Origin of the sequence: Herbaspirillum sp. SJZ099, assembly GCF_007828355.1 — a bacterium.
Classification (GTDB): domain Bacteria; phylum Pseudomonadota; class Gammaproteobacteria; order Burkholderiales; family Burkholderiaceae_D; genus Herbaspirillum.
The window spans coordinates 262,611-274,348 of sequence record NZ_VIUO01000006.1; the positions used below are offsets into that span (position 1 = coordinate 262,611).

At 57.8% G+C, this 11,738-nt stretch carries 13 protein-coding genes and 1 tRNA gene; 2 read left to right on the forward strand and 12 right to left on the reverse strand.

The window, feature by feature from the left end; all coding sequences use genetic code 11:
• The 5 genes from pheS to thrS all read right to left on the reverse strand — a co-directional run bounded on the left by pheS (window position 1) and on the right by thrS (window position 4,517).
• Entirely contained in the window at window positions 1–1,017 is a 1,017-nt protein-coding gene (gene pheS, locus FB597_RS14965) for a phenylalanine--tRNA ligase subunit alpha (RefSeq protein WP_141915835.1), read from the reverse strand.
• A 177-nt stretch (window positions 1,018–1,194) separates the two neighbouring features.
• On the reverse strand, window positions 1,195–1,557 hold the full coding sequence (gene rplT / locus FB597_RS14970) for a 50S ribosomal protein L20 (protein WP_141915837.1): 363 nt from the start codon (window positions 1,555–1,557) through the stop codon (window positions 1,195–1,197).
• Window positions 1,558–1,582: 25 nt separating this feature from the next.
• Entirely contained in the window at window positions 1,583–1,780 is a 198-nt protein-coding gene (gene rpmI, locus FB597_RS14975) for a 50S ribosomal protein L35 (protein WP_006712688.1), read from the reverse strand.
• Between the two features lie 235 nt (window positions 1,781–2,015).
• A complete protein-coding gene (infC, locus tag FB597_RS14980; protein WP_141915840.1) occupies window positions 2,016–2,537 on the reverse strand; it encodes a translation initiation factor IF-3 in 522 nt (173 codons plus the stop codon).
• A gap of 72 nt (window positions 2,538–2,609) precedes the next feature.
• Entirely contained in the window at window positions 2,610–4,517 is a 1,908-nt protein-coding gene (gene thrS / locus FB597_RS14985; protein WP_144769946.1) for a threonine--tRNA ligase, read from the reverse strand.
• 528 nt (window positions 4,518–5,045) lie between these two features.
• On the opposite strand from thrS, the gene FB597_RS14990 reads away from it, so the two are divergent.
• Window positions 5,046–5,237 carry a hypothetical protein gene (locus tag FB597_RS14990; protein ID WP_141915844.1) on the forward strand — a complete coding sequence of 64 codons (192 nt, stop codon included), beginning with the start codon at window positions 5,046–5,048 and terminating at the stop codon, window positions 5,235–5,237.
• Window positions 5,238–5,330: 93 nt separating this feature from the next.
• Here FB597_RS14990 and FB597_RS14995 read toward each other — a convergent pair whose 3' ends face one another.
• The 7 genes from FB597_RS14995 to FB597_RS15025 all read right to left on the reverse strand — a co-directional run bounded on the left by FB597_RS14995 (window position 5,331) and on the right by FB597_RS15025 (window position 11,071).
• Window positions 5,331–5,738 (reverse strand): response regulator, encoded by a 408-nt coding sequence (locus FB597_RS14995; RefSeq protein WP_141915847.1) that lies wholly within the window; start codon window positions 5,736–5,738, stop codon window positions 5,331–5,333.
• A gap of 123 nt (window positions 5,739–5,861) precedes the next feature.
• Window positions 5,862–6,110 carry a hypothetical protein gene (locus FB597_RS15000; protein WP_144769947.1) on the reverse strand — a complete coding sequence of 83 codons (249 nt, stop codon included), beginning with the start codon at window positions 6,108–6,110 and terminating at the stop codon, window positions 5,862–5,864.
• A tRNA-Val gene (locus tag FB597_RS15005) sits at window positions 6,101–6,177 on the reverse strand. Before FB597_RS15005 ends, FB597_RS15000 begins: the two co-directional genes overlap by 10 nt.
• Before the next feature lie 165 nt (window positions 6,178–6,342).
• On the reverse strand, window positions 6,343–8,595 hold the full coding sequence (locus FB597_RS15010) for a bifunctional (p)ppGpp synthetase/guanosine-3',5'-bis(diphosphate) 3'-pyrophosphohydrolase (RefSeq protein ID WP_141915853.1): 2,253 nt from the start codon (window positions 8,593–8,595) through the stop codon (window positions 6,343–6,345).
• A 6-nt stretch (window positions 8,596–8,601) separates the two neighbouring features.
• Entirely contained in the window at window positions 8,602–8,952 is a 351-nt protein-coding gene (locus FB597_RS15015) for a RidA family protein (protein ID WP_141915855.1), read from the reverse strand.
• 66 nt (window positions 8,953–9,018) lie between these two features.
• Window positions 9,019–9,885: an alpha/beta fold hydrolase gene (locus tag FB597_RS15020; protein WP_141915858.1), complete on the reverse strand. Its 867-nt coding sequence runs from the start codon at window positions 9,883–9,885 to the stop codon at window positions 9,019–9,021.
• Between the two features lie 340 nt (window positions 9,886–10,225).
• Entirely contained in the window at window positions 10,226–11,071 is an 846-nt protein-coding gene (locus tag FB597_RS15025; protein ID WP_144769948.1) for a hypothetical protein, read from the reverse strand.
• A gap of 235 nt (window positions 11,072–11,306) precedes the next feature.
• Here FB597_RS15025 and FB597_RS15030 point away from each other — a divergent pair, with 235 nt between their 5' ends.
• Window positions 11,307–11,498 carry an AlpA family transcriptional regulator gene (locus FB597_RS15030; RefSeq protein WP_144769949.1) on the forward strand — a complete coding sequence of 64 codons (192 nt, stop codon included), beginning with the start codon at window positions 11,307–11,309 and terminating at the stop codon, window positions 11,496–11,498.
• Window positions 11,499–11,738 lie beyond the last annotated feature (240 nt).

Genomic DNA, 11,738 nt, shown 5'->3' on the forward strand with positions numbered 1-11,738 from the left:
TTAATTGAATTGCTTGAGGAAACGCAGGTCGCCTTCGTAGAACAGGCGCAGGTCGTTGATCCCATAGCGCAGCATGGTCAGGCGCTCAAGGCCGGAGCCGAACGCGAAACCGATGTATTGCTCGGGATCCAGGCCCATGTTGCGCACCACGGTCGGGTGTACCTGGCCGGCGCCGGAGACTTCCAGCCAGCGGCCCTTCAACGGACCGCTGCCGAAGGCGATGTCGATTTCGGCCGAGGGTTCGGTGAACGGGAAATAGGACGGGCGGAAACGCACCTGCAGGTCGTCGGTCTCAAAGAAGGCCTTGACGAAGTTGAGGTAGACGCCCTTCAGGTCGGCGAAGCTGATGTCCTCGGCGATCCACAGGCCTTCGACCTGGTGGAACATCGGCGAGTGGGTGGCATCGCTGTCGACGCGGTAGGTCCGGCCCGGCGCGATCACCTTGATCGGCGGCTTGTTCATGCGCGCGTAGCGCACTTGCATCGGGCTGGTGTGGGTACGCAGCAGCAAGGGCTTGCCCTGCGTGTCGTTGCCTTCGATGTAGAAGGTATCCTGCATCGAACGCGCGGGATGGTTTTCCGGGCTGTTCAGTGCGGTGAAATTGGTCCAGTCGGTTTCGATCTCGGGACCGTCGGCCACGTCGAAGCCGATCGAGCGGAAGATTTCCTCGACGCGCTGCCACGAGCGCATCACCGGGTGGATCCCGCCCACGCCGCGGCCGCGGCCCGGCAGCGTGACGTCGATGGCTTCCGCATTCAGGCGCGCCTGCATCTGCGCGTTGGACAGTTCGTCACGGCGTGCGGTCAGCGCGTTTTCGATCTGTTCCTTGGCGACATTGATGATCGCCCCCTGCGCCTTGCGTTCCTCAGGGGCCAGCTTGCCCAGCCCCTTCATCTGCTCGGTGATCTGGCCGGTCTTGCCCAGATATTTTGCCTTGGCGTTTTCCAGTGCGGCAGCGTCGGTCGCGGCGGCAAAATCGCTCTGCGCCTGTGCCACAAGTTGGTCTAGGGGATTCATGCGGTAAGTCTCGCTCCAATCGAAAATCCGACGACGAAGTCGAAAAGAAGAAGATCCACCAAGCGGCGGATCAAAAACATACGGGGCATCGGTATTTCACCTTTGCCCCGCAGGATTGCAGCGCCGGCTGCTGTACTTGACGTAGAAGCGGCCGGCGGCCGCAAACACGCTGACGATTTAGGCGGCAGCGATGTTGGCCTTCACCTGGTTGACGATGGCGGCGAATGCTGCCTTGTCGGTGACAGCCATGTCGGCCAGAACCTTGCGGTCCAGTTCGATCGAGGCTTTCTTCAGGCCGTTCATGAACACGCTGTAGGTCACGCCATGCTGACGGGCAGCGGCGTTGATACGGGCGATCCACAGGGCGCGGAACACGCGCTTCTTGTTACGGCGGTCACGGTACGCGTATTGGCCAGCGCGCATGACTGCTTGCTTGGCGATACGGTAGACGTTTTTGCGGCGACCGCGGTAACCCTTGGCCAGGGCGAGGACTTTCTTGTGACGGGCACGCGCTGTTACCCCACGTTTGACTCTAGGCATAGTAGCTCCTTAATTGAGTGTGAGGTTAAGCGAACGGCAGCATTGCGCGAACGGAATTCAGGTTCGTCTCATGGACGCCCTCGGTACCGCGCAGTTGACGCTTGTTCTTGGTGGTCTTCTTGGTCAGGATGTGACGCTTGAAGGCTTGACCGCGCTTGACGGTACCGCCCGGGCGCACGCGAAAACGCTTCTTCGCGCTGCTCTTCGATTTCATCTTAGGCATAGCAACTCTGTCCTTGCGGACAGCTCCATTTTTTGATGATTGCAGGTGGCAGCAATGCTCGCTGCTCTTTGATGCCTGCTCTCACTTATTTGACAGCGGAGGGTATTCCACCCGCCGCTGCTTTTGCCCATCGCATTTGACTGCAACAGGCAAATCCTTTGTCGGCCCTGCACTGCGCTGCTTTCACAGCGCGGATGGCATCGGCAGACGCCATCCGGATACGGCAAACCTCGACTTACTTCTTTTTCTTGGGCGCCAGCACCATGATCATCTGGCGGCCTTCCATCTTGGGGAACTGCTCGACCTGGCCGTAGGGCTCCAGGTCTGCCTTCAAGCGCTCCAGCATGCGCATGCCGATTTCCTGGTGCGCCATCTCACGGCCGCGGAAACGCAACGTGATCTTGGTCTTGTCGCCTTCTTCCAGAAACTTGGTCAGGTTGCGCAGCTTGATGTTGTAATCGCCATCATCGGTACCCGGACGGAACTTGACTTCCTTGACCTGGATGACCTTCTGCTTGAGCTTGGCTTCGTGGGCCTTCTTCTGCTCCTGGTACTTGAACTTGCCGTAATCCATCAGGCGGCAAACCGGGGGTTGCGCAGTCGGCGCGATTTCCACCAGATCCACTTCAGCCTCTTCCGACAAACGCAAGGCTTCGGCCAAACTGACGATGCCCAGCGGCTCGTTATTGACGCCCGATAAGCGCACTTCCGGCGCTGTGATTTCGCGATTCAGGCGATGCGACTTGTCAGTAGCTATTGCAGTATCCTTTTCAAATCCAATAAATTAAGCCGTGCGGTTGCGCTGGGAGGGAAGCTTCCGCTTCCCCGTTCAGGCTTTGGTGTCGACCTCAGTCTTGAGGCGCTCCACCAAGGTGTCGATGGACATTACGCCCAGATCGACATTGCCCCGCGCACGCACGGCCACTGTGTTTGCATCCCGTTCTTTATCGCCGACAACCAGAATATAGGGCGGCTTCTGAATAGAATGCTGCCGTATTTTATAGGTAATCTTTTCGTTACGCAAATCGGTCTCTACCCTAAACCCTTGTTTTTTCAGCGTTTGTGCAACGTTCTTCACGTAATCGGCTTGCGCGTCGGAAATATTCAGGACAACAACCTGCACCGGAGCGAGCCACAGCGGCATGGCGCCGGCGTGGTTTTCGATCAGGATCGCGATGAAACGCTCCAGCGAACCGACGATCGCCCGGTGCAGCATGACCGGCACCTTGCGGCCGTTGTCTTCCGTGACATATTCCGCGCCCAGGCGCGCCGGCATCGAGAAATCGACCTGCATGGTGCCGCACTGCCAGGAACGGCCGATCGAGTCCTTCAGGTGGTATTCGATCTTGGGGCCATAGAAAGCCCCCTCGCCCGGCAGCTCTTCCCACTCCGAACCGGATGCACGGATGGCTTCACGCAGCGCGTTTTCCGCCTTGTCCCAGACCTCTTCGGCGCCGATGCGCTTTTCCGGGCGCAGGGCCAGCTTGACCGCCACCTCCTTGAAGCCGAAGTTGTCATACACCTCGCGCACCACCTTGTTGAAGGCCGCGACCTCTTCCTGCACCTGGTCTTCGGTACAGAAGATGTGGCCGTCATCCTGGGTAAAGCCGCGCACGCGCATCATGCCGTGCAGCGCGCCGGAAGGCTCGTTGCGGTGGCATTGGCCGAATTCGCCGTAACGCAGCGGCAAGTCGCGGTAGCTGTGCAGGCCGGAGTTGAAGATCTGGATATGGCCCGGGCAATTCATCGGCTTCAGCGCATAGGCGCGGTTCTCGGACTCGGTGGTGAACATGTTTTCACGGTAGTTATCCCAGTGACCGGTCTTTTCCCACAGCGAGCGATCCAGGATCTGCGGCGCCTTCACTTCCTGGTAGCCGCTATCCTGGTAGACCCGGCGCATGTATTGCTCGACCTGTTGCCAGATCGACCAGCCCTTGGGGTGCCAGAAGATCAGGCCCGGCGCCTCGTCCTGGAAATGGAACAGGTCCAGGGCGCGACCGAGTTTGCGGTGGTCGCGCTTCTCGGCCTCTTCCAGCATGTGCAGGTAGGCTTCCTGGTCTTCCTTCTTGGCCCAGGCGGTGCCGTAGACACGCTGCAGCATCTCGTTGTTGGAGTCGCCGCGCCAGTAAGCGCCGGCCAGCTTCATCAGCTTGAATACCTTGAGCTTGCCGGTAGAGGGCACGTGCGGGCCCCGGCACAGGTCGGTGAAGCTGCCTTCGGTGTATAGCGACACATCCTCGTTTTGCGGAATGGACGCGATGATTTCCGCCTTGTAGTCCTCGCCGATCGACTTGAAGTAAGCCACCGCTTCGTCGCGCGGCAATACCTTGCGGGTCACCGGCTCATCCTTCTTGGCCAGCTCGGCCATCTTCTTTTCGATGGCGGCCAGGTCGTCCGGCGTGAAAGGACGCTTGTACGAGAAGTCGTAGTAGAACCCGTTGTCGATCACCGGGCCGATGGTCACCTGCGCGTCGGGGAACAACTCCTTGACCGCGTAGGCCAGCAAGTGGGCGGTCGAGTGGCGGATCACTTCCAGGCCGTCCGCATCCTTGTCGGTCACGATGGCGAGGTCGGAATCCTTGTCGATCAGATACGAGGTATCGACCAGCTTGCCGTCGATACGGCCGGCCAGCGCGGCCTTGGCCAGGCCGGCGCCGATATTGGCGGCGACCTGCGCCACTGTCACCGGGCCGTCGAATTGGCGTTGCGAACCATCGGGAAGACGAACTGAAACCATTTAGCACTCCATGTCGGCAGCCGCGCTGCCTTGCCTGATTAGGGTATTGATGTCGAAATGACGGACGAAAAAAAACGCGGACCAGCCGCGCTTTTTCAGAAAACGAAAAAGAACCCGACTAGCGTCGCGCAAAAAACTCGGTGGTAGTTCGCGGTGTCATAACCGGTTTGCCTTTCTCGCTCTTACAGAATGTTGTGGATCCATCGCCATGCCGCATTGCCGCCTTTTCAACTTTCCAGGACGACAGCCAGCGCAAGCCGAAATTATAGCAAATTAATTTATCCGCCCCACCGGATCTTCCTTTTGCCGCGGTCAACATGGATAACAGAAAAACAACACTGTTTCCAAGTACGCGCAGTCACATGCAGACGAAACTATCGATCACGCCGCCTCCCGGCAGGAGGATCACGCAAAAAACCGGCCGCCTGACTCGCCTTACAAATGCAAATATGCCGCCAACGAGCCACGTGTCATCAATTTATCCCCATCCTCATGCTAGGATTTCGATGGATTATGGAGAATCGCATCATGGCAAACGAACGCAATTGCATCGAACACCCTACCGTCATCAACAACGTTGAATACACGCTGCAAAGCCGCACCGTGGAACTGGACGACGGCATGCGCCACCAGGAATACCGGGTGCTGCTCAACGGCGACGAAATCAAATCGTGGACGCGCGGCGACATCCTCCCCTATTTCGGGCTCAAACAGGATTAACGCCGCCCTTTCGACACACCGAACCGGCGCACACATGAAAAACGGCATCCATCAGGATGCCGTTTTTCATTCAAGGGGAAATACCTTTTCCGCTTATGTCTTTTCCAGATTGGCGCGCCGCGCCAGAATCTTTTCGATCTTTTCCTTCAAGGTCGCCGCATTAAAAGGCTTGACGATATAACCATCGGCGCCCGACTGCGCGGCCTCGACGATATTCTCCTTCTTCGCCTCCGCTGTAATCATCAGCACCGGCAGATGGCTCAGCGACGGCGTCGAACGGATCTTCTTGAGCAGCGTCAAGCCGTCCATTACCGGCATGTTCCAGTCGGTAAGCACAAAAGTCACCGGCAAGGCGCCCGCCTCCAGCACCTTCATGGCAGAAGAACCGTCATCGGCCTCGACAATCTTGCTGTACTCCAACTCTTTCAGCAATCCGCTAACGATGCGCCGCATTGTTGAAAAGTCATCAACCACGAGGAAATACTGATCATCTGCAGCCATAGGTAATCGAACGCCTGTAATAAAGATAAAACCTGAAGAGAAAGAGCAAGAAAAAACTTAGCCTCAAGTTTAAAACATTTTTAAAAAGTTTCCGCAATACAGCAAAATAATAATCACCAATATTTACATCAGCATGAACTGCAAGCGGGCCATCCGGCAGCACATCTCATGCGCCGGGCCAATACCCAAGCCGGCCTTGCGCCCCTCCGGCCGCACGTATCCCACGCGAAGCAAACATACGCGCCGAATCAAAAACCAGGGAAAAGTAAAAACGGAGGGCGGAAAACAAAAATGGAAGCCGCGAACGCGCTTCCATTTCAGTTTGACTTCGCTGCCCAACTCGACTGAACCATCAGAAGAATTGGTAGGCACGATTGGACTCGAACCAACGACCCCTACCATGTCAAGGTAGTGCTCTAACCAGCTGAGCTACGCGCCTAACGAAGAAGCGAGATTATAGGTGGCTTTTTAAAATTTGCAAAGGGGTAAAAGAAAAAACCTGAAATATTTTTCTCATCCGGCCATGCCTTACGCACCACGGCGACGGAACTGCCAACGCGCATGCATGCGCGCGGGCAGTTCCGGCCCACTTCCCTGCACACATCTATTGCCGCTTCACCTCAATGACGCCCTTTACCTCCCGAATCACCGCCAAGGCCTTCTGCAGTTGTTCGGTCGAAGCGATTTCGGCGGTAAAGGCCATGCGCGCATGGCCGCGCGCGCTTTGCGTGCTCACGCCGATCACATTGATTTTGTCGCGCAGGAAGATATCCGAAATATCGCGCAGCAAGCCCTGCCGGTCATTGGCCAGCACAAAGATATCGACCGGATAGACCGTATCCTTGGCCGGCGCGCCCCAGGTCGTCTGGATCACGCGCTCAGGCGCATGGGAACTCATCTCGGCGAAGTTCTTGCAGCTCGCGCGATGGATCGACACGCCCTTGCCGCGCGTGACGAAGCCGGCGATCGGATCCGGCGGCGCCGGCTTGCAGCAGCGCGCCAGCTGGGTCAGCAAACCATCCGTGCCGACCACCAGCACGCCGGACTTGGCGCCTTGCACGATGCTCGATGCGCGGCTCTTGCGGGTAATCGCGGCCTCGTCGTCGATCTCCGGCTTCTTGGCTTCGGCGTCGTGCAGCGCCTGCTCGACGTGGCGCAGGCTGAACTCATCCTTGCCCAGCGACAGGCACAAGTCATCCACCTTGGCGAAGCCCAGTTTCTGGGCCAGTTCTTCCAGGTTGACCGCGGTCTTGCCCTCGCGCTGCAAGGTCTTTTCCAGCAGGCCGCGGCCCACCGACAAGGTCTCTTGCTGCTCGATCGCATTGAACCAGGCGCGCACCTTGGAACGGGTGCGCGAGCTCGCCGCATAACCCGGACTCAACCAGTCGCGCGACGGCCCGACGCCCGGGCCGCTCTTGACGGTAATGATCTCCACCGTCTGGCCGTTCTTCAACGGCGTGTTCAGCGGCACCATCACGCCATCCACCCGCGCGCCGCGGCAACGGTGGCCGACATCGCTGTGCAAGTGGTAGGCGAAATCGATCGGCGTGGCGCCGTTGGGCAGCTCGATCACCCGCGCCTGCGGCGTCAACACATAGATGCGTTCGTCCAGCGTGGTCGCCTTGAGTTTTTCCACCCAGTCGCGGCGTACCTCATCCTGGTCCACCACGGCGTCGGTGACCTCGGATTTCCAGGCCAGCAGCTGGCGCAGCCACGCGATTTTCTCGTCGTACTTTTGCGCGGAGAAATTTGAACCGCCGCTTTCCTTGTAACGCCAGTGCGCCGCCACGCCGTATTCCGCAAAATGGTGCATCTCATGGGTACGGATCTGCACTTCCAGCGCCCGGCCGTCCTCGGCCACCACGACCGTGTGCAGGGACTGGTAGCCGTTTTGCTTGGGACGGGAAATATAGTCGTCGAACTCCTCGGGAATCGGCGTCCAGATATCGTGCACGATGCCCAGCACCGTATAGCAAGTCTTGACGTCGTCGACGATCACTCGGAACGCGCGCACATCATAGAGCTCCGAAAAGTCGATCGCCTTGCCGCGCATCTTGTTCCAGATGCTGTAAATGTGCTTGGGCCGGCCGCTGACTTCGGCCTTGATATCCTGCGATGCGAGCTCCGAGCGCAAACGGGCGATCGCGCTGGCCACGAACTGTTCGCGCTCTAGCCGCTTCTCTTCCAGCATCTTGGCGATGCGCTTGTAGGTGGCCGGCTCCAGGAAGCGGAAAGACAAGTCTTCCAGCTCCCACTTGAGCTGCCAGATGCCAAGCCGGTTAGCCAGCGGCGCATAGAGATCAAAGGTTTGGCGCGCGTATTGGCGGCTGCTCTCGTTTTCCTGCTTGGTCTCGGCAAAATAGCGCAAGGTCGCCACGCGGGAAGCCAGGCGCACCAGTACGGCACGCATGTCGGAAGCCATCGCCAGCAGCATCTTGCGCAGCGTTTCGACCTGGGCGGCGGCCTGCTGCGCGGCATTCTTCCCGCGCAGGACTTCCTGCTGCGGCGGCTGGAAGGTCAGGCTATGGAAACGCATCAGCTGGCGCACGCTGCCGACCAGGTCGGCAGTTTCCTTGCCGAAGCGCTCTTCCCACTTTTCTTCCAGCCCGGGATGCAGCATCTGCGCTTCGAACAGCAGCCCGGCTATGCGCGTCTGCGCGTCCGCATTCAAGGCGGTCAGCACCGACGCCACCGAGAACACGAACTGCAGCGCGTTCTGGCCCGACAGGATCTGCTTGTCCGCATACAGGGGCTCGACCTCGGCCAGCGCCTGTGCCACGCGCGCGGCATCGTCGGCCCCCAGACCGGCGGTGATCGCTGCCAGGCCTTCGCCCGGTATGGTTGCCACTGAAACCATGGCTGCTTACTTCTGGGCCGCGACGATGATGATTTCCACCAGCAGTTCGGGACGGGCCAGCTTGGCTTCAACCGTGGCGCGCGGGGGCGCATTGCCTTGCGCGACCCACTCGTCCCACACCGCGTTCATGCCGGCGAAATCCTTCACGTCGGCCAGGTAAATCTGGCACGACAGGATCTTGCTCTTGTCGCTGCCGGCTTCGGCCAGCAGGCGGTCGATGTGGCCCAGCACCTCGCGGGTCTGCCCTTCGATATTCTGGGCCGTGTCTTCGGCGATCTGGCCGGCCAGATACACGGTGCCGTTATGGATGGCGACTTCGGAAAGGCGCTTTCCGACATGCAGGCGTTGTACAGACATGTGACTTCCTTTATGCGTTATTGCTGTTACAGGTAAAGATGAATCGTGCCGGGAAAAGCGGAGAACTCAACCCAGCAGGAACTGTTTGGCGATCTCGATCTGGTCCGCATGCATGAAGGTGGGCGCATGGCCCACATCAGGCAATTCGACCAGACGGGCCCTTGGCCCGCGCTGCGTCATGGCTTGCGCCACATCAGGCAGCAACAGGTCGGAATGCGCGCCGCGCACCAGCAAGGTTGGGCAGCGGATGGCATCGTATGCGGCCCACAGCATCTGCTCGGCCACGGTGGCGGCTTCGGGCGTGGTCAGCTTGAACGGCACCGCCAGCGACAGGTCGTAGTGGCGAATCCACTTGCCGTCGTCGTTCTGGCGCAGCACGTCGCTGGCCAGCTTGTGCCATTCCTCCTCGCTGTGCGCGCCGAAGCTGGCCGAGATGGTGCGGATGTATTGCGCGGCTTCGCCGAAGCTGTCGAAACGCACATCCTGGCCGATGTACTCGCCGATGCGCGCCAGCGCGGAACCGTTGATGGAGGGGCCGATGTCATTGAGCACCAGGCGGCGGATGGGATTGTCCGGCAACGACGCCAGGCCCATGCCGATCAGGCCGCCCATGGAAGTGCCGAACCAGTCGACAATCTCCGCATCCAGGCGCGCCAGCAAGGTCACCATGTCGCTGATATATTGCGGCACCGTGTAATACTGCGGATCGCGCAAGCGCCCGGAACGGCCGCGTCCCACCACGTCGGGACAGACGACCCGGTAGGTGTCGCACAGCTCGCGCGCCATGCGGTCGAAGTCGTCCGACACGCGCGTGACGCCATGCACGCACACCAGCACGTTGGGGTTGCGGGGATCGCCCCATTCCTTGTAGGCCATCGTGTGCAGCCCGCCGGGAGAAATGCACTGCACCGTCTTCACTACTGCTTCTGTCATCGTCGCGGCCCTCATGATCAATGAAGGCTCCATTTTACTCTCTCGCCGCGGCTTGCCGGATGCGAGGCCCGATGGAAGCGGATCGGAAACGGCTCGCGCCTCCGCGCTCGATGGCGCCGGCTGACAAAGGAGGAAATGGAAGTCTGGAATCCCGCTGACCGGGTTGCGGAACAGTGCCGCATTGGTGCTGAGACCGGAATCGCAAACACCACGAAAACCCAATAACAACGGGGATTTTTTGAATTTAAATTAGAAAATGCCGTCAAAAATACCGACAAATCTCAAAGTGATCATGCTGTCAGGTGTTTGCAACATGATTGGATGTTCTTGGACTTACTAATTAGGAAGGTAGTCTTATTCTATCCACTCGATCATTAAATTGGGTTCGGGTTAATCTTCCTTTTCCGCCAGAAGTTTTGTAAAGGACATGCTCAGTCTCTTCATCAAATCCCCTCAAAAGACTGTCAGGCGATGCTTGCTTCGCAAGAGAAACTAGTTTGCTCCAAAGCACATCTGTATCTTTCTTTTCATCTGCCGTAGCTGGATCATAAACCGTTCGCTTAATAAGTCTGGTAAGTTCAGTGATTCCTTTTCCCTTCTTCGTAGGCTTGGGGGAAGGCAAAGGCTGAGGGCTTGTTTCCTGCTTTTGATTAGTCAAGTATGGTTGAAGCTCTACGGCAGCTATGTATAAATCCAAGATAGTAATCTTCAATTCCTTCGTCGGCACAACGGCATTACCTTGCCCTTGGAAAGGGGTGCTCCGATCATACGCGGCAAAGACACGCAGGGGGAAATGAAGTTTTCCAAGCCGGTAGGAATCATCTTCCAGTCTGGATGGACGGATGATCTCTAACTCGGATTCGGGGCCAAAAACTGCTGCCCGGAAGAATACGGCTTGGCGGAGTGTTTTTCTTGCCTGCAATTTCTGACAATCCTCTTTGCTCAGGGCCAGCAGGTCAAGCTTCGGTACCGGAGCTGGCGTCAGGTGAAACGCCTTAGGATTCAGCTTACGCCTCACTGGATCAACCGCTTCTTCGGTATCGCCCCATCCTACATTGCCGATTTGAACGTCTCCCGGCACATCAATCAAAAAACGAAGAACACCTGAACAACCCAGGGCGATCAATTCGGGTTCGCTTAGTTGCGTCAACTCCGTTGCTTCATCAATTGAATAAATGGTGCGCATGGATGCTAGGGCGGATATAGCCGAAATTAGTACAAACCGTAAATATCTCATACAGGAAACGTGATTTTACGGTTTTGGCCGCTTGTCCAGTCGCTACAAGCGGTTTTATGCGGTTATAAGCGGGTTTGGTTGGCAAGAGCCTTCCATGTGCGGATACTTCATTTCTGTCGTCGCATGACGGCGGCAGTAGCAGTAGTGATGGCAATAACAGTAGCAGTAACAACGGAAGGTGATTATGAAAGCATCAATACTGCTTTCGATTGCCGCCGTGATCGCCAAAACATCCATGAGCCGTTCGGGAATTTATGCCGCCATCAAGGATGGCACTTTCCCTAAGCCGGTGATGATTGGTGCTCGTCGGGTGGCATTCATCGAAGAAGAAGTGGCCGAATGGATCGCTCTCAAGGTTGCGCAGTCGCGCTCCTGACTGCCTTAAGAAAAGGCAGTTATGGGTCGCATTTTGGATGCATAACTTTGTACATTGGCTTTATTTCAAATTCCCCGGCTAGCCGGATGATTTGAGTTTGCGATTCTCGGTAAACCTTCATTTCCAGAACCTTGGGAATTAAGGTTGACCGGCCTGAAACAACTGGTCCAGACTTAAAGTTAGTCTAAGCGGCAAGCCGCAGTGGTGCTGGGGTTGTTGCCGGCAGCGTAGCCTGCGGTG

Coding starts and splice junctions, on each gene's coding strand:
- pheS (WP_141915835.1), bottom strand. CDS start 1,017: ATGAATCCCCTAGACCAACTTGTGGCACAGGCGCAGAGCGATTTTGCC.
- rpmI (WP_006712688.1), bottom strand. CDS start 1,780: ATGCCTAAGATGAAATCGAAGAGCAGCGCGAAGAAGCGTTTTCGCGTG.
- FB597_RS15020 (WP_141915858.1), bottom strand. CDS start 9,885: ATGACAGAAGCAGTAGTGAAGACGGTGCAGTGCATTTCTCCCGGCGGG.
- FB597_RS15025 (WP_144769948.1), bottom strand. CDS start 11,071: ATGCGCACCATTTATTCAATTGATGAAGCAACGGAGTTGACGCAACTA.
- FB597_RS15015 (WP_141915855.1), bottom strand. CDS start 8,952: ATGTCTGTACAACGCCTGCATGTCGGAAAGCGCCTTTCCGAAGTCGCC.
- FB597_RS15030 (WP_144769949.1), top strand. CDS start 11,307: ATGAAAGCATCAATACTGCTTTCGATTGCCGCCGTGATCGCCAAAACA.
- FB597_RS14990 (WP_141915844.1), top strand. CDS start 5,046: ATGGCAAACGAACGCAATTGCATCGAACACCCTACCGTCATCAACAAC.
- FB597_RS14995 (WP_141915847.1), bottom strand. CDS start 5,738: ATGGCTGCAGATGATCAGTATTTCCTCGTGGTTGATGACTTTTCAACA.
- thrS (WP_144769946.1), bottom strand. CDS start 4,517: ATGGTTTCAGTTCGTCTTCCCGATGGTTCGCAACGCCAATTCGACGGC.
- FB597_RS15010 (WP_141915853.1), bottom strand. CDS start 8,595: ATGGTTTCAGTGGCAACCATACCGGGCGAAGGCCTGGCAGCGATCACC.
- rplT (WP_141915837.1), bottom strand. CDS start 1,557: ATGCCTAGAGTCAAACGTGGGGTAACAGCGCGTGCCCGTCACAAGAAA.